The organism is Streptomyces sp. NPDC005811, from assembly GCF_040630405.1.
In the GTDB taxonomy this organism is placed as follows: Bacteria; Actinomycetota; Actinomycetes; order Streptomycetales; family Streptomycetaceae; genus Streptomyces.
Window position 1 is genome coordinate 39734 of sequence record NZ_JBEXXK010000062.1, and the last position, 24071, is coordinate 63804.

A 24071-nucleotide genomic window follows, 5' to 3' on the forward strand; every position below is an offset into this window, starting at 1 on the left:
AAAGTGAACGCATGCCCAAAACCCCGGCCCTCTGGCCCGCCCCCACCGCGAGCGAAGCCGTCGACGCGACGGTCCACGTGCCGGGGTCCAAGTCCGTCACCAACCGTGCCCTCGTCCTCGCCGCCCTCGCCTCGGAGCCCGGCTGGCTGCGCCGCCCCCTCCGCTCCCGCGACACGCTGCTGATGGCCGAGGCCCTGCGCGCGATGGGCATCGAGATCGAGGAGGGCGTGGGCCCGGACGGCACGGGCGAGGCCTGGCGCGTGCTCCCCGCGGGCCTGCGCGGCCCGGCCACGGTCGACGTCGGCAACGCGGGCACGGTCATGCGCTTCCTGCCCCCGGTCGCCGCCCTCGCCGACGGCGCCGTCCGTTTCGACGGCGACCCGCGCGCGTACGAGCGCCCGCTGCACGGCGTCATCGACGCGCTGCGCGTCCTCGGCGCCCGGATCGACGACGACGGCCGGGGCGCGCTGCCGCTGACGGTGCACGGCTCGGGCGCGCTGGACGGCGGCGCGGTGGAGATCGACGCGTCCTCGTCCTCGCAGTTCGTGTCGGCGCTGCTGCTGTCGGCCCCCCGCTTCAACCAGGGCGTCGAGGTCCGGCACACCGGCTCGACGCTCCCCTCGATGCCGCACATCCGGATGACGGTGGACATGCTGCGCGCGGTCGGCGCCCAGGTGGACACCCCGGAGTCGGGCGGCGAGCCGAACGTCTGGCGGGTCACGCCGGGCGCGCTGCTGGGCCGGGACCTGACGATCGAGCCGGACCTGTCGAACGCGCAGCCGTTCCTGGCGGCGGCGCTGGTGACGGGCGGCCGGGTGCTGATCCCGGACTGGCCCGCGCGGACCACTCAGCCGGGTGACCGGCTGCGGGAGATCTTCACCGAGATGGGCGGCTCCTGCGAGCTGACGGACTACGGCCTGGTCTTCACCGGTTCGGGCACGATCCACGGGGTGGACGTGGACCTGGGGGACGTGGGCGAGCTGACCCCGGGCATCGCGGCGGTCGCCGCGCTCGCGGACTCCCCGTCCACGCTGCGGGGCGTGGCCCATCTGCGGCTGCACGAGACGGACCGGCTGGCCGCGCTCACCAAGGAGATCAACGAGCTGGGCGGGGACGTCGCCGAGACGGCCGACGGGCTGCACATCCGCCCGCGCCCGCTGCACGGCGGGACCTTCCGTACCTACGACGACCACCGCATGGCGACCGCCGGTGCGATCATCGGCCTGGCCGTGGCGGGTGTGCAGATCGAGAACGTCGCGACGACGGCGAAGACCTTGCCGGACTTCCCCGGGCTGTGGACCGGGATGCTCGGGGTATAGGGACGGCGGGAAAAAGCATGCGCCGCTACGGCAAGCACACCGACGAGGACGACATCCGCTCGCGCCCGAACCGCAAGGGCAACCGGCCTCGGACGCACATCAGGCCCAAGCACGAGGACGCCGCCGAGGGCATGGTCCTCACCGTCGACCGGGGCCGGCTGACCTGTCTGGTCGAGGACCGGATCGTCCTCGCGATGAAGGCCCGTGAGCTGGGCCGCAAGGCGGCGGTCGTGGGTGACCGGGTCGCCCTGGTCGGCGATCTGTCCGGCACGAAGGACACCCTCGCCCGGATCGTCCGCATCGGGGAGCGCCACTCGGTGCTGCGCCGTACCGCGGACGACGACGACCCGTTCGAGCGGGTGGTGGTCGCCAACGCCGACCAGCTCGCCGTCGTCACGGCCCTCGCCGACCCCGAACCCCGCCCCCGGCTGATCGACCGCTGTCTGGTCGCGGCCTACGACGGCGGCCTCACCCCGCTGCTGGTGATGACGAAGTCGGACCTGGCGCCGCCGGACAAGCTGCTGGAGCTGTACGGCGACCTGGACATCCCGTACGTGGTAACCAGCCGTGAGGAGCTGGAGAACGGCGGGGCCGCGGACCGGGTGCGCGAGCTGCTGGCGGGGCGGATCACGGCCTTCGTCGGGCACTCGGGCGTCGGCAAGACCACCCTCGTCAACGCGCTGGTCCCCGAGGAGCGCCGCCGGGTGACCGGGCATGTCAACGCGGTGACCGGCCGTGGCCGCCACACCACGACCTCGGCGCTGGCGCTGCCGCTGGCGGGCACCGGCGACTGGGTGATCGACACTCCGGGCGTCCGGTCGTTCGGCCTGCACCACGTCGATCCGTCCCGTGTGATCCACGCCTTCCCCGATCTGGAACCGGGCACCGAGGGCTGCCCGCGCGCGTGCAGTCACGACGAGCCGGACTGCGCGCTGGACGCGTGGGTGGCCGAGGGCCACGCGGACCCCGCGCGGCTCTACTCGCTGCGCCGGCTGCTGGCCACCCGGGAGCGCAAGGAGGGCGACTGACCTCCGCGTTGTTTGTCAGGACGTGAGTCCGGTAAGTGCATAATCGCACCGAGCCGGACCGCGCGGGCGCACGAGCGGACAAACGGGAGGACAGCACATGGCGTGGCTGCTGGTCATCGTCGCGGGACTGCTCGAGACCGGTTTCGCCGTCTGTCTGAAGCTGTCCCACGGATTCACCCGGCTCTGGCCCACGATCGCCTTCTGCGCCTTCGCCCTCGGCAGCTTCGGTCTGCTGACGCTCTCCCTGAAGAAGCTCGACGTCGGCCCGGCGTACGCGGTGTGGACGGGCATCGGCGCGGCGGGCACCGCGATCTACGGCATGATCTTCCTCGGCGACCTGGTGTCCACCCTGAAGATCGTCTCGATCAGCCTGGTGATCGCCGGGGTGATCGGGCTCCAGCTGTCGGGCTCGGCGCACTGACCTGCCCCTGAGGTGACCGGCGGCTGTCCCGGCTACGCCCGCTGGAGCGCCGCCCGCACCAGCTCGGTCACCCCGTTCTCCCCGGCCGGCGGGGCCGCCACACAGGACAGCGCGAGCCGTACGGCGAGCTCGCAGGCGCGGGCCAGGTCGGCGGCGTCCGCGCGGGCCGCGCCGGGGCCGCCGAGCACGGCGACGGCCCGGTCCCGTACGGCGGCGACGAGGTCGCCGGGCGAGGGCAGCGGCCCGTCCGCCCGCCGCTGCGCCGGGACGGCGGAGGAGGAGGGCACCGCCGAGAGCGTCGGCGAGGGCAGCCGCTCGCTCCAGCAGCCGGTGAGCAGGGCGCGCAGGAGAGGGTCGTCCCGGGCCGCGGTGAAGGTCCACCCGGCGGCGGAGGCCAGCCGTTCGCGGGCGTCGCCGGGCCCGGCGAGCGCCCGGTCGATCCCGGCGAGATAGGTGTCGGCCTCCCGCCGCACCAGGGCTCTGGCCAGCCCTTCCTTGCTGCCGAACTCGTTGTACAGCGTCTGCCGGGACACCGCGGCGGTCGCCGCGACGTCCACCATCCGCACCGCGGACCAGGGCCGCAGGTCGAGTGCCGCGTAGGCGGCGTCCAGCAGGGATTCCCGCGCTGCAGGCATCATCGCCTCCCGGGGCGAGCGGATGCTGCCAGGGTTGACGCGCACGGGGGCACTGTCAAGGGTTCGCGGGCGCGCGGCGGGAGCCGGCCGAGGGCTCCCCGACGGCTCCCGCCGGGTCCCCGGCCGATCCCCGCACATCCGGCGCGCGGTCCGCTGTGGCCTCGCCCGATCCGGCCGGATACCGTTCGTCCCATGCCGGACTACCTCGACGATCTCCGTCTCGCGCACGTCCTCGCGGACGCCGCCGACGCCGCCACCATGGACCGTTTCAAGGCCCTCGACCTCAAGGTGGAGACCAAACCGGACATGACCCCGGTGAGCGAGGCCGACAAGGCCGCCGAGGAACTGATCCGCGGCCAGCTCCACCGCGCCCGTCCGCGGGACGCGATCCTCGGCGAGGAGTACGGCCTGGAGGGCACGGGCCCGCGCCGCTGGGTGATCGACCCGATCGACGGCACCAAGAACTACGTGCGCGGGGTGCCGGTGTGGGCGACCCTGATCTCGCTGATGGAGGCGGGCGAGGGCGGCTACCACCCGGTGGTCGGTGTCGTCTCGGCACCGGCGCTGAACCGCCGCTGGTGGGCCGCGAAGGGGCACGGCGCCTTCAGCGGCCGCAGTCTCTCCTCCGCGACCCGGCTGCACGTCTCCAAGGTCGCGAAGCTGTCGGACGCGTCCTTCGCGTACTCCTCGCTCACCGGCTGGGAGGAGCGCGGGAAGCTGAACGGCTTCCTGGACCTGACCCGCGAGGTGTGGCGCACGCGCGCGTACGGCGACTTCTGGCCCTACATGATGGTCGCCGAGGGCTCGATCGACCTGTGCGCCGAGCCGGAGCTGTCGCTGTGGGACATGGCGGCGAACGCGATCGTCGTGACGGAGGCGGGCGGCACCTTCACCGGCCTCGACGGCCGTCCGGGCCCGCACAGCGGCAACGGGGCCGCGTCGAACGGTCTGCTCCACGACGAACTGCTGGAGTACGTCGGCGACCGCTACTGAGCGGCACCACATGTGAGCGCGCACGCCCTCATTTGACTACGCGCGCCCCCTTGTTGACTCCCGCTTTACCTGCCACTCTGAGGGTTCCCCCACTTGTGAACTTGTGAATCGGCGCACGTGCGGGTACTCGTCCGCGGAGACCCGCACGCCAGGCGCGGATTCCCCTAGGAGGTGGCTCCATCCCATGCTCGTCCGAGACGCCATGAGCACAGTGGTCCTCACCATCGGCCCCGCCCACACCCTCCGCCAGGCCGCCGCCCTGATGTCCGCCCGCCGCGTCGGCGCCGCCCTGGTCCTCGACCCCGACGCCGGCATGGGCATCCTCACGGAACGGGACATCCTCAACTCCGTGGGCCTGGGCCAGGACCCGGACACGGAACGCACCCACGCCCACACCACCAACAACGTGGTCTTCGCCGCCCCGACCTGGACCCTGGAGGAAGCGGCCCGGGCGATGGCCCACGGCGGCTTCCGCCATCTGATAGTCCTCGACGCGGGCGAGCCGGCCGGGATCGTCTCGGTCCGTGACATCATCCGCTGCTGGGTCCCGGTCCGACAGCCACTCCCCGCCTGAGCGGCACACCGCACCCGGGCCCAGGGGGCGCACCATGGACAGCCCCGATCCGATCATGGACACTGTCTAAGTCAGGCCTGGCTCCAAAGTCACACCCGATCGGGAACTGTTCCTCCTGCTGTTAGGCTGGTGTCCATGAGTGACCTTCTGGAACGGCTGCGTGGACGCGGATGGCGGATGACCGCGCAGCGACGCGTCGTGGCCGAGGTCCTCGACGGCGAACACGTCCATCTGACGGCCGACGAGGTGCACTCCAGAGCCGTCGCCAAGCTGCCCGAGATCTCCCGGGCGACCGTCTACAACACGCTCAGTGAGCTGGTCTCCCTCGGCGAGGTGCTCGAGGTCGCGACCGACCGGCGCGCCAAGCGGTACGACCCCAACGCCCACCGCCCGCACCAGCACCTGGTCTGCGCGCGCTGCGGCGCCATCCGCGACGTCCACCCGACCGGCAACCCGCTGTCCGACCTCCCCGACTCGGAGCGCTTCGGCTTCGCGGTCTCGGACGTCGAGGTGACGTACCGCGGCATCTGCCCGAGCTGCGCGGCGGCGTAGGCACTCCCCCGAAGCCCCGGCGTCCCCCGAGGACGCCGGGGCTTCGCGCTGCGGTCGGCTTTGCGCGCGGGCGACCTTCCCGAATCTGACGGACCGTCATATCTTCGTCTCGTGGCAGAGCCGTCTCCGAAACTCAGCGCACGCGATCTGACCCGAACCTTCGGCCGCGGCCCGGCCGCCGTCGAGGCCCTCGGCCCTCTCGGCCTGACCGTCGCGCCCGGCGAGTTCGTCTGTGTCGTGGGCCCCTCCGGCTGCGGCAAGTCCACACTCCTGCGCATCGCCGCCGGTCTGCTGCGCCCCAGCTTCGGCACCCTGGAGATCCGTACGCACAGCCCCCGCCCGGCGGCCATGATCTTCCAGGACTACGGCATCCACGACTGGAAGACGGTCCGCGCGAACGTCCGCTTCGGCCTCGACGTCCAGCGCGTCCGGCGCCACGAGGCGAACGCCCGCGCCGACGACTGGCTGACCCGCCTGGGTCTCGCCGACTTCGCGGACGCCTACCCGGCGGCCCTGTCCGGCGGGATGCGCCAGCGCGTCGCGATCGCCCGGGCGCTGGCCGTGGAGCCGGAGATCCTGCTCATGGACGAGCCGTTCGCCGCGCTCGACGCCCAGCTCCGCACGATCCTCCAGGACGAGCTGCTCGACCTCACCCAGGCCACCCGCACCACCACCCTGTTCATCACCCACAGCCTGGAGGAGGCGATCGTCCTGGGCGACCGCGTCCTGGTGATGTCCGCGCGCCCCGGCCGGATCATCGCCGAGCACCGCCCGCCGTTCCCGCGCCCGCGCACCGGTGACATCCGCACGACGCCCGAGTTCACGGCCCTGAAGAGCGCGCTGTGGGACCTGCTGAGGAAGGAGGCGGTGCCGGCATGACCGCGCTCGCCCCGAACGAGGAGCGGAAGAAGGCGACGACGGTCCTGGTCCGCGGCCCGGGCCCCGAGGAACTCCACCCCGAGCGCACCCATCGCCGCCGCAGAGCCCTGGAACTGACCCTGGCGGTCGCCGTCCCCGCGCTCCTGGTCCTGCTGTGGCAGCTCGCCGCGACCCGCGCCTGGATCGACGCCCGCGTCTACCCCGCCCCCTCCACCATCCTCGCCGACGGCTGGGACCGGGCCGCGGCCGGTGCGCTGTGGCCGGACGTGCGGGCCACCGTCCGGCGCGTCCTGGCGGGCTATGCGCTCGGCACGGCCGCCGGCTACGCGCTGGGCCTGCTGATGGGGTCGCTGTCGCTGGTCAGGGCAGCCCTGGAACCCCTCCTGGACGCCCTGTACGTGGTCCCCAAACTGGCCCTGCTGCCCATCTTCCTGAACATGTTCGGCCTCGGCGAGGGCCCGCAGGTGGCGCTGGTGGCGGTCACCGTCTTCTTCTTCGTGTGGATCTCGACCATGGCGGCGGTGCTGGCCGTCCCCTCCGGCCACCGTGACGCGGGCCGGGTCTTCGGCGCCTCGCCCTGGCAGATGTTCCGCCATGTCCTGCTGCCGGCCTCGCTCCCGTCCGTCCTGGTGGGCGCGCGGATCGCGGCGGGCGTGGCCGTCCTGGTGATCGTCGCCTCCGAGCAGATCGCCGCGACGGACGGCCTCGGCCACCTGATCTTCGACTCGCGCGCGCTGTTCCAGAACGACGTGATGTTCGTCGGCATCCTGTGCGTGGCGGTGCTGGGCGTGGTCTTCTCCGAGGCCGTACGACTCCTCGGCCGGCTCCTCACCCCCTGGGCGCCGCGGGACCGCGGACGGGGGCAGTCGTGAACCGGCGGTCGGCCGTGCTCGCGGCCGTCCTGGGCGCACTGCTGACGTCGGCGGGCTGTTCCTCGGCGCCCCCGGGCGGCGGGCCGACGGCCGCGCCGGGCACCCGCACGGTCAGCCCGGTGGCGGGCTGCGGTACCGCCTCCTGGACGGACCCCTCGGACCTGTCCGCCGACCGCGCCCCGGCCCGCTGCGAGCCGGGAGCCCCCGCGCCGGTCCCCCTGGCCGAGCGCCGGAAGCTGACGATCGCGACGGGCACGCTGAGCGCGGAGTACGTGGCACCGCTGGAGGTGGCCCTGGACAAGGGCGAGTTCGCCCGGGAGGGCCTGGACGTCGAGCTCAAGGTGCTGCCCACCCCCGACGCCCTGCCGCTGCTCGCCAAGGGCGACATCGACGCGCTCTGGGCGGCCCCGGAGGCGGCCGTGATGAACGGCGTCCGGGGCGGCTTCGACATCCGCTGGGTCGCGGGCAACTTCTCCCCCGACCCGGCCTCGAAGAGCGGCCTGTGGGCGAGGCTCGACGACAGCGGGACGGCGGCGGACGTCTCCCTGTCCGGCCGGAGCCTGGGCACGATGATCGGCAAGGGCTCGGTGATCGCGTACCCGATGGAGAAGGCGCTGCGCAGCCACGGCGGGGACCTGGCAAAGATCCGGTACCAGCAGCTGGGCTCGGCGGACGTCCTCACCGCCCTGCGCAACGGCGGCGTCGACTCGGCCTGGCTGCTCGACCCGGTCTGGCGCACGGTGGACGGCGACCCCTCCTACGCCTTCCTCGGCGGCCAGCCGCAGGGCGAGCCCCTGGGCGGCTTCCTGTACGGGCCGAGCCTGCTGACCGAGGACACCGACGCGGGGGTGGCCCTGCTCAGGGCCTACATCCGGACCGTGAACACCTATTTCGCGGCGGACTACAAGAAGGACGCGGAGTTCGTCTCCTACCTCGCCGCGCTGCTGAGGACCGACCCGAAGATCCTCGCGTCCACGCCCTCCCTGCGCATGGACTGGGAGATCCGCGCGGGGACGACGGACCGGCTCCAGTCCGCGTACCGGGCACAGGGAGTGACCTCGGACACACCGCTGCCGGAATCGCAGACGGTGGACCGCCTGCTCTACGAGGAGGCCGTCGGACACGACTGAGGGCCGGAACCCTTTCGGATTCCGGCCCTCGGCCTTCAGTAGCGGGGACAGGATTTGAACCTGCGACCTCTGGGTTATGAGCCCAGCGAGCTACCGAGCTGCTCCACCCCGCGTCGTTGAATGCAACGTTACGTGAAGGGGGAGCGCGGAGGCAAATCAGTTCCGTGTGGGCTGCTTCTCATCCCACCGAGCCCCCCTGGGACGTGGACCTCAGGCCGACAGTTCCTGCCGCAGCGCGTCGCGGAGCCGCGCCGCGCGCTGCGCGACCTCCCCCGGTCCGAGCGACACCGCACGGTCGGCCCACCGCTGCCCTTCCGCCAGCTCACCCCGACGCGCGTAGACCAGGGCGAGCCGCAACGCCGCCCGCCCGTGCCCGTCGTCGGCCGCCCGCGTCCACCACACGACCGCCTCCGGCTCGCTGCCCTCCCGCGCGAGCAGCAGCCCGAGGTTGAAGGCCCCGTTGCGCGATCCGGCCTCGGCGGCCTCCCGGTACCAGCGGGCCGCCTCGCACACGTCCCCCCGTGCCGCGGCGAGCATCCCGACCCGGACCTGGGCACGCCGGTGCCCCTGCTGGGCCGCCCGCTCGTACCACTCCTCGCACTCGGTCTTCTCGTGCGCGATCTCCCCGAGCTCGTGCGCGGGCTGCGGCGGCCGGCGCGCGTCCAGCACGGCGGCCAGCCGGTACGCCGCCTCCGCGCTGCCCCCGCCCGCGGCGCACCGCAGATGCCGTTCGGCCTCCTGCTCGTCGCCCTCGCGCAGCCGGGCGATGCCGACCTGGAGCGCCGCCTCGGTGTGCCCGGCGGCGGCCGCCCGCTCGTACCAGCGCAGCGCGACCGTGTCCTCGCCGCGCCCGGCGAAGAGGATCCCGAGGTTGAACGCGGCGTCGACGCTGCCCGCCTCCGCCGCCTTGGAGAACCAGGGCTCGGAGCCGGCCGTGTCGCCGACCCGGAGCAGCAGGACGGCCAGTGCGTTGGCGGCCTCGCGGTGCCCGGCGTAGGCCGCGCGCCGGTACCACTGCTCGGCCTGCGCGGTGCGGCCCTGCTCGGCGCAGAGCAGGGCGAGGTTGTAGGCGCCGTTGTCGTCGCCCGCGTCCATGGCGGCCCGGTACCAGCGCTCGGCGGTCTGGGTCTGCCCCCGCTCGGCGTGCAGGGCGCCCAGCGCGTTGGCGGCGTTGCCGTCGCCGTCCTGGGCGGCCCGCAGCCACCAGATCGCGGCGTTCTCGGTGTCGCCGGCGTCCCGCAGCAGGAATCCGAGGGCGCAGGCGGCCCGTGCCTCGCCGTCCTTGGCGGCGGTCAGGTACCAGCGCCCGGCCTCCTTCAGCTCGCCCTTGCGCTCCAGGATCGCCCCGAGGTGCAGGGCGGCCCGCCGGTGGCCGCGCGCGGCGGCCTGCCGGTACCACTGCTCGGCCTCGGGCTGGACGCCGACACCGGCGCCGCCGTCCTTGCCGGTGCCTCCGGCGTGACCCGCGTCGCCCGTGTCGCCGTCGAAGGACCGCGGGTCCCTGCGGTCCAGGGCCCGTGCCAGCCGGTACGCCGCCTCCCGGTGACCGCGCTCGGCGGCGGCCCGCATCCACCGCTCGGCCCCGCTGTCCGCGCGGTGTTCCAGCAGGTCGGCGAGGGCGTACGCGCCGAGGGCGTGGCCCTGCTCGGCGGACTGGCGCAGCCAGTACTCGGCGGCGGGCTCGTCGCCGCACTCCCGGCAGTGGCGCCCGAGCGCGTGCGCGGCGGCGGCGGAGCCGGCGACGGCGGCGACCCGCCACCATCCGGCGGCCTCGTCGGCGTACCCGCGCTGATGCAGCAGGACGCCCAGGTTGTTGGCGGCGGCCCGGTCCCCGGCCGCGGTGGCGGCGCGCAGATGCGGCTCGGCGCCGTCCAGGTCGCCGCGGCGCAGCAGCATGGCGCCGAGGACGCTGGTCGCCTCGGCGTCGCCGGCCGCGGCGGCGAGCCGCAGCCTCATCTCCTCGACGGCCTCCCCCGTCTCGACCGTCACCCCCGTCTCGGCTGTTTCTTCTGTCTCTACCGTCTCGTCCGTCTCTACCGTCTCGACGGCGTGCGCCGTCTCGTCCCGGCTCTCGTCCGGGGTCGCTTCCGCACCGGAAGGCTGCACAAACCGCCCTGTCTCGAACAGAGTTGCCTTGTCCCCCATAACGTCCATCGTCGCACCACCTGCAACCCGGGTACACCTGTGTATACCGCAGCCCGTGAGGTCACTTCAGCGTTTTGTCGACATGCCCACAGAGAGACAAGTCAAACACAGTCGGCCCAACTCCCCACAGCGGCGCGGCGGTGTCGTACCGCGGCACATGCGTTCGCACATGACGAAGGCCCGGATCCGTGTACCGGATCCGGGCCTTCGTCTTCAGTAGCGGGGACAGGATTTGAACCTGCGACCTCTGGGTTATGAGCCCAGCGAGCTACCGAGCTGCTCCACCCCGCGTCGTGTTCCACAACCGTATCACGACGAGGGGCGTGCTTGATCAGCCGCTGGGACTGGCGCTCGGGCTGGGACTGCCGCTCGCCTTGGCCCCGCCGGAGCCGCCACTGCTCGGCGACGCGCTCGGACTCGGGCTGCTGCTCGCCTTGTTGCCGCTCTTGTCCGCCTCGGCCTGGGCGTCCTCGGCCCGCTTCAGGGCGGCCTCGAGGTCCTTCTGTGCCTTGCCGTACGCCTCCCAGTCGCCCTTCTTCAGGGCGTCCTGGCCGGCGGTGAACGCCTTCTGCGCGTCGTTCAGCGCCTCCTGGACCGTCGGGTTGGAGGAGGACGGCGGGGTGGTGGTGTCACCGCCGTCGTCCGCGGGCGGGGTCGTGCTCTCCGCGCCGAAGACCTTGTTGAGGGCCCCGTCGAGGGTGTCCTCGAAGGCGGTGTTGCCGCCGTAGGTCACCAACACCTTCTTCAGCAGCGGGTACTTGAGTCCGCCACCGCGCACATAGACCGGCTCGACATAGAGCAGGCCTCCGTCGAGCGGCACGGTCAGCAGGTTGCCGTACTCGATGTCGGAGTCACCGCCCTTGAGGAGTCTGATCGACTCGGCGATGTCCTGCTCGGAGTTGAACTGGCTCTGGACCTGTTTCGGTCCGTCGACGGTGGTGCTCGTCGGCAGTTTCAGGATTCTGATCTTGCCGTAACCGGGCGTCCCCGCCTCGGAGTCCACCGCCATGAACGCGCTCAGGTTGTCCCGCCCGTTGGGCGTGAACGTCGTCGTCAGCGAGAACGCCTGCGCGGCCTGGTCCGGCATCTTCATGCTCAGGTAGTACGGCGGCACCGCGTCACCCGACTTGTTGGACGGGTCGTCCGGCACTTGCCAGACCTCGCTGCCGCTGAGGAAGGTCGTGGCGTCCTTCACGTGGTAGCGGGTGAGCAGTTCGCGCTGGACCTTGAACAGGTCCTGCGGGTACCGCAGGTGGGCCATCAGCGAGGTCGAGATGTCGCCCTTGGGCTCGACCGTGCCGGGGAACGCCTTCATCCAGGTCTTCAGGACCGGGTCCTCGGTGTCCCACTGGTAGAGCTTGACCTCGCCGGTGTACGCGTCGACGGTCGCCTTCACCGAGTTGCGGATGTAGTTGACCTGGTTCTGCTGGGCCACCACCGCGCGGTTGTCGTTGGTCGCCGTGAGCGAGTCGGCGGTGGTGTCGCCGAGGGTCGTACGGGAGGCGTACGGGTAGCCGTTCGTCGTGGTGTACGCGTCGACGATCCACTGGATCTTCCCGTCGACGACGGCCGGGTAGGCGTCACCGTCGATGGTCAGCCACGGGGCGACCGCCTCGACGCGCTCCTTGGGCGTGCGGTTGTAGAGGATCCGCGAGCCCTCGCCGATCGCGCCGGAGTACAGGATCTGCGGCTCGCCGAACGCCACCGCGTACGCGGCCCGGTTGACCGGGTTGGAGAGGTTGACCCCGCTCTTGGCGGTGTAGCTGGTGGTCTTCTCGCCGTTGTCGTCGGAGTAGTCGATCTCCTTCTGGGGACCGCCTACGATCGAGTACGTGGTCGTCTTCTCGCCGTAGTAGATCCGCTGCTGGTACGTGCCGAGGTCGCCCTCGGACGGCAGGTTGGACTCGGTGAAGAGGGGCCGGCCCTCGGAGTCGGCGGTGGTGCCCTTGGCGGCCACCACGCCGTAGCCGTGGGTGTAGCGGAAGTGGTTGTTGATCCAGTTCTGCTTGTCGACACCCGCGAGGTTCAGCTCGCGCAGACCGATGACCGTGTCCTGGTCGGAGCCGCTGACGTTGTAGCGGTCCACGTCCAGGTTGGTGGGGAAGGCGTAGTACTTCCGCATCTGCTGGAGCTGCTGGTACGTCGGCGAGACGATGTTCGGGTCCAGGACCCGGATGCTCGCGGTGGCGTCCACGTCGTCGCGCAGCTGCGCCTTGTCCTTGGTGGTGCTGGTCCCCGAGTACTCGGTGACCTGCGCGCCGTCGATGCCGTACGCCTCACGCGTCGCCTTGAGGTTCTTCTCGACGTACGGGGCTTCCTTGGCCTGCTCGTTCGGCTGGACCTGGAACTTCTGGACGATCGCCGGGTACAGCCCGCCGATCAGGATCGCCGAGAGCACCATGAGGCCGAAGCCGATCACCGGCAGCTGCCAGGTGCGCCGCCACAGGGTCGCGAAGAACAGCAGGGCGCAGATGACGGCGATGCAGAACAGGATCGTCTTGGCCGGGAGGTAGGCGTTGGCGTCGACGTACCGCAGGCCGGTCCAGTTGTCCGTCGCCTTGAAGTCGCTGGACTTCACGGCCAGGCCGTACCGGTCGAGCCAGTAGGCGACCGCCTTCAGGGCGACGAAGATCCCGAGCAGCACCGACAGATGTCCGGTGGCGGCGGCCGTGGCGCGCGCGCCGGGGCTGGTGACGCGCAGCCCGCCGTACAGGTAGTGGGTGAGCGCGGCGGCGATCAGGGAGAGGATCGTGGCGGCGAAGCCGAAGCCGAGCAGGAACCGGTACCAGGGCAGGTCGAAGGCGAAGAACGACACGTCGAGGTGGAACTGCGGGTCCTTCTGTCCGAAGGAGACGCCGTTGACCCACATCAGCCAGGTCCGCCACTGGCCGGCCGCCGAGGCGCCGGCGATGAGCCCGACCAGGGCGGTGATGCCGAGCAGCAGCCACCGCTTGTAGGGCGCGATGCCCATGCGGTACCGGTCGAGGCTCTGCTGCTCCACCGACATCGCGCTCAGCGGGGGCCGCAGCCGGTGGGCGAGCCAGATGTTGAGACCGACCGCGAGCGCCATCAGCAGACCGAAGACGGAGAACAGGCCGATCTTGGTCCAGAGGGTGGTGGTGAACACGGACGAGTAGTTCACCGACCGGTACCAGAGCCAGTCCGTCCAGAACCCCGCGAACATGGTGAACGCCATGCCGAGAACGGCAAGGACGCCCAGCGTCATGAGCAGGGTCCGGACACGCCGGGACGGGCGGCCCACTCTCATCCGCGGCCCTGTCGGGCCTCCGCCGCGGTCCGGCATCTGGAAAGCCAAGGTGCGCACCTCGAAGTTCGCTGTCGATCCCTCAGGCCCGCGTGTTCGCCGGCCCCCAGTGGCCCCCCGTGATCGTGGGCCCACACCTATGCAACTTACTCACCGTTTACTCGGTTCCCGATTCCGCCCGAGAACGAGAGAGGATTGTGACCATGTCCAACACTCCCATGGCGGCGAACCCGCTCACCCGGGCCGTACTCGAGATCGACGAGTACGCCTCCGGCCTCGGCTGGGACCAGCCCGCCCGCCTCTTCGCCCTCGTAGACACCGCACGACTGCGGGCTCAGGAACCCTCGCTCGCCGCCCAGCTCGGCCTGACGGACGAGCCCGAGACCACGGGGCTCACCCCGATCGAGCAGGACGAAGTGCCAACGGACAAGGCGCTCGACGAGTTCCTCGCCACGATCGCCTGGCCCGACGCGGTGGCCGGCTGCGCCCTGACCGTGGAGCGGCTGATGCTGCCGCCGTCCGCCGAGGCCCAGGTCCCGCAGGGGCTGAGCGGGGCGAAGCTGACGAAGTGGGTCGCCGAGCACCCGGACCGCCAGGAGGTCCGGATGACGGTCGCGGTGCTGCGTGACGGCACCCGTGAGTCGGCGCTGCGGCTGCGCGAGAAGGACGCGCCGACCGAGGTGCTCACCGGCGGGAACCTGGTCCCCGGCCTGGCGGAGGCGCTGTCGGCGACCTTCGAGGAGTAGCCGCCCGCGGCGCTACTTGGTGCACTTCGGCAGATCTGCGGTGTCGCCGCTGCGGATGTCCTTGAGGGCGGAGAGGGCGTCGTCGATGGTGTCGACCTTGACGAGCCTGAGTCCCGAGGGGGTGTCCTTGGCGGCGGCCGCGCAGTTGTCGGCCGGCGTCAGGAAGTACTGCGCCCCCTGGCTGCGCGCGCCCACGGTCTTCATCTCGATGCCGCCGATCGGCCCGACCTTGCCGTCGTCGTCGATGGTCCCGGTGCCGGCGACGAACTTGCCGCCGGTGAGGTTGCCGGGCGTCAGCTTGTCGTAGATCCCGAGGGCGAACATCAGTCCGGCGCTGGGCCCGCCCACGTCGGCGAGCTTGATGTCGATCGTGAACGGGAACGTGTGATCGGTCCCGGCCGAGATCCCGACGATGGCCCGCTTCTCGCCGACGTCGTCGGAGGTGGCGGTCGTGATCGTCACGTCCTGCGTCTTCGTCGCCGTCTTGTGCGCCTTCTCGGCGGCGGCCTGCTCCTTGGCCGGGATGATCGTGAACACGACGTCCTGGCCGGGCTTGTGCTTGGTCACCAGCTTCGCGACGTCGGCCGGCTCCTTCACCGCGGTGCCGTCCACGGCCTTGATCACGTCCCCGGCGTGCAGCTTGCCCTCGGCCGGGGAGTCCTTGACCACCGTCGAGACGATCACCCAGGACGTCACCGGGACGTCCAGCTCCTTCAGGGCCGCGACCTTGGCGCTCTCCTGGGACTGGCTGAACTCCTCGGCGTTCTCCTGGGTGGACTGCTCCTCGGTCTTGCCGTCCGGGTAGAGCGTGTCGTGCGGCACGACCTTGTTGTCGTGCGCCAGCCAGCCGTAGACCGCCTCGACGAGGTTCATCCGGTAGTCGGCGCTGGTGACCCGCACGGTGGTCATGTTCAGATGACCGCTCGTCGCGTACGTCTTGTGCCCCGCGATCTGCAGCACCGGCTCACCGTCGTGCTCACCGAGCGTGTTCACCGTCGGCCCCGGGGACATCTCCGAGTACGGCACGGGGATGAGCACCCCGGCGCACAGGAGCGCGATCAGCATCAGGGTGGAGGCGAGCATCGTCGCGGTGCGGCGTGGCATGCCTCGACAGTACGGGACGCGTCTGTCGGCGCACCGTCAGGGCCACCACCCGGGTCAGTGCCCCCTCGGCGCCCCTCAGCCCCCGGAGGAGGACCTCGGCACGGCGGCGGACTTCTCCATGGCGGCACGGAACCGCGCGTACCCGTCGAGCTCCGGACCGTCGCCGCGCGCCTTGCGGGTGCGGTTGGCCCAGCTCCCCCAGAGTCCGGCCCCGATCGCAGCCACAAGCGGAATCAGCAACCAGGCGAGCACCGCCATGCCGACCTCCCAACCCCATTACCGCAACTGACTGATCAGCAGATTAACCATCCGCACTGACAACGCTCACGGCAGGGGTGGGGTTACGCAACCGGAGGCGGGGCGGGCCGCTCAGCAGGCCCCGACCCACTCCTCGGTGCCGTCGGAGAACGTCTGGTGCTTCCAGATCGGCACCTCGTGCTTGAGATCGTCGATCAGCTTCCGGCAGGCCTCGAAGGCCTCGCCCCGGTGCGGGCACGACACGGCGACGACCACCGCGAGATCACCGACGGCGAGGTCCCCGACCCGGTGCACGGCCGCGAGCGCCCGCACCGGGAACTCGGCGGCGACCTTCTCCGCGATCCGCCGGATCTCCGCCTCGGCGGTGGGATGGCAGGAGTACGCGAGCGTGTCGACGTCGGCACCCCCGTCGTGATTGCGCACGGTCCCCACGAACAGGGCGGTCCCCCCGGCCGCGTCGTCCCCGACAGCCCGGAAGACCTCGTCGAGGGAGAGCGGGGTGTCCCTGATGCCGATCAGCTTGACGGGGTCGTCGGCCGCCCGCTCACCGGGATGGTCGTTGGTGGATGCCATGGGTCCATCGTGCCGCATCCAAGGTGGGCGAACCCAGCCCGTCCGGCGGGGGTCCAGGGGGCAGAGCCCCCTGGTTCACGGCGCGCCGCTATCGGCGCCGCGCCTTGCGGGCCCGCCGCACCACCGCGGCGGCGCCGAGCAGCGCGACCGTCGCCCCCGCGGCCCCCGCCGCCGTCGCGTCCTTGCGCCCGAGGCGCCGCCCGGCCACGGTGTGCCGCCCGGCGACCTCCTCCAGCAGCTCGGCGAGCACCTCCTCGTTGGTCCACTGCGCCCGCCACCCCGCGTCGTGCAGCCGCGACCCGCTCACCACCCACGGGTACATCGTGTACGCGAGGTCGCCCGCCGGGGACGGCGTCAGCCCGATCCGGTGCAGCCGGGCCGCCGCGCCCAGCGCGACCGCGGAGGGCAGCTCCATCCGCCGGATCCCGCTGAGCTCCTCGACCTCCTCCTGCTCCAGCCATCCGTCGCAGCCGACGGCCAGCTCGCCGTCGACCTTCTCCAGGACGGCGTACTCCAGGGCGCCGCACAGATCCTCGACGTGGCAGAACTGCCAGGCCGGCCGGGACCCGGCCACGACCAGCAGCCGGGGCGACTCGAAGTACCTGGTCAGCGCCGTGTCCGTACCTCCCACCAGCACGGCGGGGCGGACCACGGTGACATTCAGCCCGGGGTGCGCGCGGGGCGCCCGCCGTGCCAGCCGTTCGATCTCCAGCAGGTCCCCGACGCCCGTCGCCTCCGCGGTCGCCCGCAGCTCCGCGTCCTCCGAGAGCGGCAGCTCGTTGTCCTCCAGCGCCCCGTAGACCATCGAGGACGTGCACAGCACGACGCGCCGCACGCCGGCCGCCGCGGAGGCCGTCAGCACGGTCTGCGTACCGCGGACGTTGTAGGCCGTCCGGGCGGCGGCGTCACTCCCCAGGTCGAGATCGAGTGCGAGATGCACGACGACGTCGACGCCGCGCAGCTTCTCGGCGATCGCCGGGTCGCGGACGTCGAGGATGTGCCACCGCGCCGCGTCGCACTCGCCCCGGCGCTCGTCGATGGCGACGACCTGCTTGATCTCGTCCGACGCGGCGAGCCGCTCGGTGAGCAGCGCGCCGACCCCGGTGGCTGCGCCGGTCACGGCGACGACGGGCCCGCGCGATCCACCCGGGGCGGAGTGGTTTCGCGCTGCGCGAACCTGCGGATCTGGGGAACTCACCAGGTGTCTCCAGCGGTTGTCTTGGCATACGGGCGCGACTGACGCGTACGTACCAGGTGGCATCCATCCTGCCGCAGGCCAGGAGTCGGCGAAGCACCGAGGCCCGATCGAGCCCCGGGGTGTCTACGCTGGGTGGTGTTGCAGGGCAACCGCGCCGCCGGGTGAGAACCCGGTGGCCTAACCAGCCGAGGAACCCCGTGAGTGACACCCCATTCGGATTCGGCCTTCCGCCGGAGGAGCCGGAAGACGGCGACGAGGGCAAGAAGAAGGACCAGGAGAGCGGTGGTGGTCAGGGACAGGCCAACCCGTTCGGTTTCGGTATTCCCGGCTTCGGCGGCCCGGGCGGTCCCGGCGGCGACAATCCGCTCGCGGCCATGTTCGGTTCGCTGAACCCCAACGACCTGGGCGCGGCGTTCCAGCAGCTCGGCCAGATGCTCTCGTACGAGGGCGGGCCGGTGAACTGGGACATGGCCAAGCAGATCGCCCGCCAGACGGTCTCCCAGGGCACGTCGGACGGCGTGAAGGACGCGAGCGTCGGCCCCTCCGAGCGCACCGCGGTGGAGGAGGCCGTCCGCCTCGCCGACCTCTGGCTGGACGACGTGACCTCGCTGCCGTCCGGCGCCGGCTCGGCCGTGGCGTGGTCGCGCGCGGAGTGGGTCGAGGCGACCCTGCCCGCGTGGAAGGAGCTCGTCGACCCGGTCGCCGAGCGCGTCGGCGCGGCCATGGGCGATGTCCTGCCGGAGGAGATGCAGGCCATGGCCGGCCCGCTGATCGGCATGATGCGCTCGATGGGCGGGGCGATGTTCGGCTCGCAGATCGGGCAGGCCGTCGGCGTCCTGGCGGGCGAGGTGGTCGGCTCGACCGACATCGGGCTGCCCCTCGGGCCGGCGGGCCGGGCCGCGCTGCTGCCGCTGAACATCGAGTCGTTCGGCAAGGACCTGGGCATCCCCCAGGAGGAGATCCGGCTCTACCTCGCGCTGCGCGAGGCCGCCCACCAGCGCCTCTTCGCGCACGTGCCGTGGCTGCGCTCGCATCTGTTCGGCGCGGTCGAGGGCTACGCGCGCGGGATCAAGGTGGACACCGCGAAGCTGGAGGACGTGGTCGGCCAGTTCGACCCGCAGAACCCCGAGCAGCTTCAGGACGCACTCCAGCAGGGCATGTTCCAGCCCGAGGACACCCCGGCGCAGAAGGCCGCCCTGGCCCGTCTGGAGACGGCCCTGGCGCTCGTCGAGGGCTGGGTGGACGCGGTGGTGCACGCGGCGGCGAAGCCCCGGCTGTCGTCGGCGGACGCGCTGCGCGAGACCCTGCGCCGCCGTCGCGCCACGGGCGGTCCGGCGGAGCAGACGTTCGCCACGCTGATCGGCCTGGAGCTGCGCCCGCGCCGGCTGCGGGACGCGTCCCGGCTGTGGGCCTCGCTGACGGACGCCCGCGGCGTGGACGGCCGGGATGCCCTGTGGGCGCACCCCGACATGCTGCCGACGGCCTCCGACCTGGACGACCCGGACGGCTTCGTGCACCGCGAGCAGCTGGACTTCTCCGAGCTGGAGAAGATGCTCGGCGAGGCGGGCGGCGCCGTCGGTCCCGACGAGAAGCCGAACCTGAAGAAGGACGACTCCGAGGGTGCCTCCGGGGGCGACTCCAAGGGCGACGACACCGAGTGAGCCTGTACGACGACGCGGTCCTCGTGCTCAAGGGCTACGAGGACCAGCCGGAGCTGCGGCAGAGCTACCTGGATCACCTGTCGGCCCACGCGGACGGCATGTGGAAGGCGTGCGGCGAGGGGCACATCACCGCGAGCGCGCTGGTGATCGACCCCGCACGCGCGCGGGTGCTGCTCACCCTGCACAGGAAGCTGCGGATGTGGCTGCAGATGGGCGGCCACTGCGAGCCGGGCGACGCGACCCTGGCGGCGGCGGCCCTGCGCGAGGGCACCGAGGAGTCCGGCATCGAGGGGCTGAGCCTGCTGCCCGGCGGCCCCGTGCGCCTGGACCGGCACGAGACACCGTGCGCCTGGCATCTGGACGTCCAGTACGCGGCGCTCGCCCCGGCCGGGTCCGTGGCGGCGATCAGCGACGAGTCCCTGGACCTGCGCTGGTTCGCCTACGACGAGGTCGCGGAGGTCGCCGACGACTCGGTCGTACGACTGCTCGAGGCGACCCTCGCCAGACTGTGACGGTGTAAGGGACGCCCGCAAGGGCAGGCGCCCCTTACCGCACCCCTTGCCGCTCGTTCAGCTCCAGGCGTTGCCCTGGTTCTGCGACCGGGCCCCGTGCTGGCCCATGCCGTACTGCGCGGCGAGGCCGGAGCCGATCTGGGCGTTCTGCGGCGGCAGCAGCTCGCTGGGCTGCACCAGGGCGAACCCGGTGCCCATGAAGCTGAGCTCCCAGCCCTCCCCGGTGTTGCCGCGCCGGCGCCACACCCCGGAGGAGTGGGTCTGGGCCTGCATCTGCACGCGCAGCCCGGTCGACCAGGCCACGATGGCGTCGGCGTCGCAGTTGACGTACCGGTCGGGCGTGACCTGCATCATCAGCGGCGCGCCCGAGGTCATCAGCGCGACCCGGCCGCAGCCGGTGATGTTGAGCTGGTACTTCCCGGAGCCGGAGATGCCGTAGAGGCTGTCGACGGCGACGACCTCGTGGTGCAGCGAGGAGTCCATGGCGAGGACGTAGCTGCTGTCGACGGTCAGGCCGTCCTGCTCGACGTCCACGAGGTGGATGTACTGCTTGAGGTTGGCGAGGTAGACCGTGCCCTGCCCGTGGCAGCGCATCAGGTCCAGGCCCTCGCCCGTGTACGCACGCGCGCGTCCCTGCTGGTTGCTCTGGTACTCGGCGTCGAACTCGACGAGCCCCTGGTAGGCGACCATCGTGCCCTTGCGGGCCAGGAGGTCGTCGTGGCCCTCCAGGACGATCCGGAGCATCTGCTTGTTCTGCAGGCTCCAGCGTTCCTGGGCCTGCGAGTCGTTGTGTGCGAAAAGTGAGCTCTGCATGGCTTTCTGGCTCCCCCTCAGCCCCGGAACCGGAGGCGGTCGGTGCTGTCCTCGCTGGGCTGGACGACGACGATGCCCTGGCCGGAGAAGGCCATCTGGTAGGCCTCGCCGCTGCCGCGGCCGATGAGGGACTGCGCCTTGAAGCTGCGCTTGCCCTTGACCTTGAGGTTCGGCGACCAGGCGACGAGCGCGTCCGGGTCGACGTAGGTCTCGTCCTCGCCGCCGCCGCAGTCGACGACGATCGGCTTGCCCCGGGAGGTGAGCGCGACCCAGCCCTGACCGGAGATCTTGGTGTTCCACAGGCCCTGTCCGGCGAACTTCGCCAGGCCCTTGACCCGCTCCACGCCCCAGGTGAGGTGCGCGTCGAAGGCGAGCAGATTGGTGGCGTTGACCGAGATGCCGTCGCCGTTGAGGTTGATCACGACCACGTTGGCGCCGTAGTCGGCGAGGTAGAGCAGTCCGTCGCCGGAGCACTTCATCAAAGGTGCGCCCTCGCCGGTCATCCAGTCGCGGGCGATCTGGCGTACGGCCGGCGGGTTGGGCTCGTACTGGACGAAGCCCTCGTAGGCGACCATCGAGCCCACGCGCGCGAGGAGGTCGTTGCCGGTCTGCATGGCGACCTTCAGCATGTGGTTGCCGTGGTTCTCCATGCGGGCGGTGACGGGTGCGGGGGCGTAGCCCGCGAGCGGCTGGTTCATGACGGGCTCCCTCAGACCTCGTACGGCTGGACGACGATGAAGTTGCCGGGCGCGCCCCGGAACTGGAGGTTGACGCTCTCCCCGGTGTCGCCGGGGTAGGCGTTGCGGCGCATCCGCACCTGGCTGGAGACGACCACCTGGGCGGCGGACGACCAGGCGACGACGGCGTTGCAGTCGGCGAACGTGGTCGGGGTGACCGGCAGGACGACGGGCGTGCCGTGCGTCTTGACGACGATCGTGCCGGTGCCCGTGAACTGCATGGTGAACAGCGCGCCCCCGGGGATGCCGTGGCCCTCGATCCGGCGGACCTCGTACTGGAGGCTCTCGTCGAAGGCGAGGACGTTCTCGGCGGAGACGCAGATGCCGTCGCCCTGGAGCTCGATGGGGTGCAGCATCGTGGCGTTGTCGGCGAGGAACACCTGGCCCTGGCCGGTGCAACGCATCAGCTGCATCTCCTGGCCGGTCGCGTTGCCCACGATCCGGCCGGCGAATCCGGCGCCCTTGTAGCTGAAGTCGACCTTGCCCTGGTAGAGCACCATGCTGCCCTGGCGGGCGAGCACGGGCTGGCCGCCCATGCCGAGGTCGACGCGGATCAGCTTCTTGTTCTGCTGCGTCCAGCGCTGCCCGGTGGGCGTCTCCTTGAACTGCTGGAGCGCCGCGGTCACTCCGGCGCCGCCCTGGGGCGCGCCCTGCGGCACGCCGTAGGTCTGCTGGCCGGGGACCTGCCCGAACGGGGGCTGCTGCTGGCCGTAGCCGGGGGGCATCGGGGCCTGGGGCGGCATGGGGGCCTGCGGCGCGTGGGGCGGCTGGCCGTAGCCGGGCGGCGGCGGGGCGGTCGGGGCGCCGGGCTGGCCGTACGGCTGCTGCTGGTGCGGCTGGTGCGGCTGGCCGTAGGGCGCGGGAACCGGGCCGGGCGGCGGGACCGGGATGCCACCGGGCGGGGTCATGGGCGCGATGATGGTCGGCGCGGCGTGCACCGGGGGCGCGGGCGCCGGGGCGGGCGGCGGCGTGAAGCCCTGCGGGGCGGGAGCCGGCGCGGGCGCGGGTGCGGGTGCGGGAGCAGGCGCGGGTGCGCCGGGGGCGCCGAACGCGGGCGGGGCGAACCCGGGGGCGGCACCGGTCTGCGGCTGGGGGGCGGCGGCGGGCGCGGGTGCCTCCTCCTCCGCGACCTCGCCGCCGAAGTTCTTCAGCAGCGCCTCCAGACCGCCGTCGAAGCCCTGTCCGACGGCCGCGAACCGCCAGACGTCCTTGAGGTAGAAGTCGCCCAGCATCACGGCCCGCTCGCTGGTGAACTCCGAGCCGTTGAAGGCGTACCGGGCCACTTCCTCGCCGCCGGCGACGATCCGGAGGTAGCCGGGGTTGATCTGCGACATCTGTCCGGCGCCGTCGACGGTCGCCGTGAAGGACAGCTTCTGGATCTGCGGCGGAATCCGGTCCAGCGTGATGCGGAAGGACTCCGTGTCGCCGGCCTGGGCGCCCAGGAGCTGGATCGACTCCTCGGGGGACTTCGGCTGGTTGAAGAAGACGAAGTACCTGTCGTCGGAGAGCCGTTCGTCGGCGTCGAGGCCGAAGCAGCTGATGTCGAAGGTCAGGCCGGGGGCGGTGATCTGCACGCCTACGTACAGATCGGTGCCCGCGGTGAGGTCACTGATCCTGGCCTTGTGGCCGCGTTGGAATTCCCTGGGCATGCGTAACGACCGTCCCCCATCCCGATTGCGAGTGCGTCGCGTCAGGCTAACGGCAAACTCCGACAACGCACGATGTCGGTACAGACCCGGTACACAACCCGCGTCGACCGATACCGGGCGCGTGCACACTCCGCGCCCCCGGGGTCACTCCTCGCGCGCGTCGGACAGATGCGGCAGCCGCTCCGCGGCCACCACGCCCTCCAGGTAGCCGCGGGCCCGCTCGGTGCGCGGGTAGGCCTCGAGCAGCCGCCAGAAGTCGGGGCCGTGGCCGGGCACCAGCAGATGGGCGAGTTCATGGGCGAGGACGTAGTCGACGACGTAGTCGGGCATGCCCTGGAGGCGGTGCGACAGCCGGATGCTGCCCTCGGCCGGGGTGCAGGAGCCCCAGCGGGTGTTCTGGTTGGTGACCCAGCGCACCGAGGTGGGCCGGGCCCGGCCGCCGAAGCACTGGGCCGACAGCCGCTCGGCGCGCTCCGCCAGCTCGGCGTCGCCGGGCACCCGCTTGCTCTCCTGCGCGGCGAGCTTGTCCAGCATGACGCCGACCCAGCGCTGTTCCTCGGCCTCGGACATCCGGGCGGGGATGAGCACGATGGTGCGGTCGCCCTCGCGGTAGGCGGAGACCGTGCGGCGCCGACGGGCGCTTCGGCGCACCTCGATCGCGCTCGCCGCCGATCCGCTCGCGGGCTGGCTCGTCGGCTTCCGCTGTGGCGTTCCGGCGCGGTGCAGGGGGTCGGCGGGCACGCCCCGACGTTACCCGCTGTACCTGGGGGAAGTCCCGACTCCGGGACGGTCGGGTTCCGATCCCGCACCCCCGTTTTAAGTCATACGACGGATTTGTACGACGAATTCCGATGCCTGTGGACAACTTTCGGCACGGTTCGGTGGGCCCGGGCATGCTGGCACGTGTCGGCGGAGCGAGGAGACCCCACGCCCCCGCTCCGCCGACGCAGAGGGAGTTTCCACCTACGCATGGGCATATGCGGCTACACACAGGCATACGGGGGGCT

23 protein-coding genes and 2 tRNA genes are annotated in these 24071 nt (G+C 71.8%); 12 read left to right on the forward strand and 13 right to left on the reverse strand.

The genetic code is table 11. From position 1 onward, the window contains the following. The first annotated feature begins 11 nt into the window (after window positions 1–11). The 3 genes from aroA to ABZ490_RS43500 all read left to right on the forward strand — a co-directional run bounded on the left by aroA (window position 12) and on the right by ABZ490_RS43500 (window position 2768). Complete coding sequence (gene aroA / locus ABZ490_RS43490) at window positions 12–1319, forward strand: 3-phosphoshikimate 1-carboxyvinyltransferase (protein ID WP_359003429.1); 1308 nt, start codon at window positions 12–14, stop codon at window positions 1317–1319. Between the two features lie 17 nt (window positions 1320–1336). Further along, on the forward strand, window positions 1337–2347 hold the full coding sequence (gene rsgA / locus ABZ490_RS43495; RefSeq protein ID WP_359003431.1) for a ribosome small subunit-dependent GTPase A: 1011 nt from the start codon (window positions 1337–1339) through the stop codon (window positions 2345–2347). A gap of 97 nt (window positions 2348–2444) precedes the next feature. Next, on the forward strand, window positions 2445–2768 hold the full coding sequence (locus tag ABZ490_RS43500) for a multidrug efflux SMR transporter (protein ID WP_359003433.1): 324 nt from the start codon (window positions 2445–2447) through the stop codon (window positions 2766–2768). A 32-nt stretch (window positions 2769–2800) separates the two neighbouring features. Here ABZ490_RS43500 and ABZ490_RS43505 read toward each other — a convergent pair whose 3' ends face one another. Beyond that, on the reverse strand, window positions 2801–3403 hold the full coding sequence (locus ABZ490_RS43505) for a TetR/AcrR family transcriptional regulator (protein WP_359003496.1): 603 nt from the start codon (window positions 3401–3403) through the stop codon (window positions 2801–2803). Between the two features lie 192 nt (window positions 3404–3595). Here ABZ490_RS43505 and hisN point away from each other — a divergent pair, with 192 nt between their 5' ends. From hisN to ABZ490_RS43535, 6 genes are all read left to right on the forward strand, one after another. Further along, window positions 3596–4396: a histidinol-phosphatase gene (hisN, locus tag ABZ490_RS43510; protein ID WP_359003435.1), complete on the forward strand. Its 801-nt coding sequence runs from the start codon at window positions 3596–3598 to the stop codon at window positions 4394–4396. Window positions 4397–4580: 184 nt separating this feature from the next. Beyond that, window positions 4581–4970: a CBS domain-containing protein gene (locus ABZ490_RS43515; protein WP_359003438.1), complete on the forward strand. Its 390-nt coding sequence runs from the start codon at window positions 4581–4583 to the stop codon at window positions 4968–4970. A 135-nt stretch (window positions 4971–5105) separates the two neighbouring features. Further along, complete coding sequence (locus ABZ490_RS43520; protein WP_359003440.1) at window positions 5106–5522, forward strand: Fur family transcriptional regulator; 417 nt, start codon at window positions 5106–5108, stop codon at window positions 5520–5522. Between the two features lie 111 nt (window positions 5523–5633). Beyond that, the gene (locus tag ABZ490_RS43525) at window positions 5634–6401 is read left to right on the forward strand and encodes an ABC transporter ATP-binding protein (RefSeq protein WP_359003442.1); all 768 of its coding nucleotides are present in this window, start codon (window positions 5634–5636) and stop codon (window positions 6399–6401) included. Beyond that, window positions 6398–7273: an ABC transporter permease gene (locus ABZ490_RS43530; RefSeq protein WP_359003444.1), complete on the forward strand. Its 876-nt coding sequence runs from the start codon at window positions 6398–6400 to the stop codon at window positions 7271–7273. The genes ABZ490_RS43525 and ABZ490_RS43530 overlap by 4 nt, the downstream gene beginning before the upstream one ends. Continuing rightward, entirely contained in the window at window positions 7270–8403 is a 1134-nt protein-coding gene (locus tag ABZ490_RS43535) for an ABC transporter substrate-binding protein (protein WP_359003446.1), read from the forward strand. Before ABZ490_RS43530 ends, ABZ490_RS43535 begins: the two co-directional genes overlap by 4 nt. 39 nt (window positions 8404–8442) lie before the next feature. On the opposite strand, the gene ABZ490_RS43540 is transcribed toward ABZ490_RS43535, so the two are convergent. The 4 genes from ABZ490_RS43540 to ABZ490_RS43555 form a co-directional block, all read right to left on the reverse strand. Then, window positions 8443–8516: transfer RNA gene (locus ABZ490_RS43540), tRNA-Met, on the reverse strand. A 97-nt stretch (window positions 8517–8613) separates the two neighbouring features. Further along, window positions 8614–10557 (reverse strand): sel1 repeat family protein, encoded by a 1944-nt coding sequence (locus ABZ490_RS43545; RefSeq protein WP_359003448.1) that lies wholly within the window; start codon window positions 10555–10557, stop codon window positions 8614–8616. Window positions 10558–10765: 208 nt separating this feature from the next. Beyond that, window positions 10766–10839 (reverse strand) — tRNA-Met (locus ABZ490_RS43550). Window positions 10840–10879: 40 nt separating this feature from the next. Next, a complete protein-coding gene (locus ABZ490_RS43555) occupies window positions 10880–13852 on the reverse strand; it encodes a UPF0182 family protein (RefSeq protein ID WP_359003499.1) in 2973 nt (990 codons plus the stop codon). Window positions 13853–14016: 164 nt separating this feature from the next. Here ABZ490_RS43555 and ABZ490_RS43560 point away from each other — a divergent pair, with 164 nt between their 5' ends. Beyond that, window positions 14017–14559, forward strand: a complete 543-nt coding sequence (locus tag ABZ490_RS43560; protein WP_359003450.1) for a PPA1309 family protein — start codon at window positions 14017–14019, stop codon at window positions 14557–14559. 12 nt (window positions 14560–14571) lie between these two features. On the opposite strand, the gene ABZ490_RS43565 is transcribed toward ABZ490_RS43560, so the two are convergent. The 4 genes from ABZ490_RS43565 to ABZ490_RS43580 all read right to left on the reverse strand — a co-directional run bounded on the left by ABZ490_RS43565 (window position 14572) and on the right by ABZ490_RS43580 (window position 17692). Further along, a complete protein-coding gene (locus tag ABZ490_RS43565) occupies window positions 14572–15663 on the reverse strand; it encodes a PDZ domain-containing protein (RefSeq protein ID WP_359003452.1) in 1092 nt (363 codons plus the stop codon). Between the two features lie 75 nt (window positions 15664–15738). Further along, window positions 15739–15921 (reverse strand): hypothetical protein, encoded by a 183-nt coding sequence (locus tag ABZ490_RS43570; protein ID WP_055631568.1) that lies wholly within the window; start codon window positions 15919–15921, stop codon window positions 15739–15741. Between the two features lie 111 nt (window positions 15922–16032). Continuing rightward, entirely contained in the window at window positions 16033–16494 is a 462-nt protein-coding gene (locus tag ABZ490_RS43575; protein WP_359003455.1) for a molybdenum cofactor biosynthesis protein MoaE, read from the reverse strand. 88 nt (window positions 16495–16582) lie between these two features. Next, window positions 16583–17692, reverse strand: coding sequence for an SDR family oxidoreductase (locus ABZ490_RS43580; RefSeq protein ID WP_359003458.1), 1110 nt, complete (start codon window positions 17690–17692; stop codon window positions 16583–16585). Between the two features lie 197 nt (window positions 17693–17889). On the opposite strand from ABZ490_RS43580, the gene ABZ490_RS43585 reads away from it, so the two are divergent. Both ABZ490_RS43585 and ABZ490_RS43590 read left to right on the forward strand, forming a co-directional pair. Further along, entirely contained in the window at window positions 17890–19353 is a 1464-nt protein-coding gene (locus tag ABZ490_RS43585; RefSeq protein ID WP_359003461.1) for a zinc-dependent metalloprotease, read from the forward strand. Next, window positions 19350–19865 carry an NUDIX hydrolase gene (locus tag ABZ490_RS43590; protein WP_359003464.1) on the forward strand — a complete coding sequence of 172 codons (516 nt, stop codon included), beginning with the start codon at window positions 19350–19352 and terminating at the stop codon, window positions 19863–19865. Before ABZ490_RS43585 ends, ABZ490_RS43590 begins: the two co-directional genes overlap by 4 nt. 57 nt (window positions 19866–19922) lie before the next feature. On the opposite strand, the gene ABZ490_RS43595 is transcribed toward ABZ490_RS43590, so the two are convergent. The 4 genes from ABZ490_RS43595 to ABZ490_RS43610 all read right to left on the reverse strand — a co-directional run bounded on the left by ABZ490_RS43595 (window position 19923) and on the right by ABZ490_RS43610 (window position 23805). Then, window positions 19923–20678, reverse strand: coding sequence for an AIM24 family protein (locus tag ABZ490_RS43595; protein WP_359003467.1), 756 nt, complete (start codon window positions 20676–20678; stop codon window positions 19923–19925). Window positions 20679–20695: 17 nt separating this feature from the next. Further along, complete coding sequence (locus ABZ490_RS43600; RefSeq protein WP_340376314.1) at window positions 20696–21376, reverse strand: AIM24 family protein; 681 nt, start codon at window positions 21374–21376, stop codon at window positions 20696–20698. Window positions 21377–21387: 11 nt separating this feature from the next. Beyond that, window positions 21388–23064: a TerD family protein gene (locus ABZ490_RS43605; RefSeq protein WP_359003472.1), complete on the reverse strand. Its 1677-nt coding sequence runs from the start codon at window positions 23062–23064 to the stop codon at window positions 21388–21390. Between the two features lie 144 nt (window positions 23065–23208). After that, window positions 23209–23805, reverse strand: a complete 597-nt coding sequence (locus tag ABZ490_RS43610) for a M48 family metallopeptidase (RefSeq protein ID WP_359003475.1) — start codon at window positions 23803–23805, stop codon at window positions 23209–23211. Between the last annotated feature and the right edge of the window lie 266 nt (window positions 23806–24071).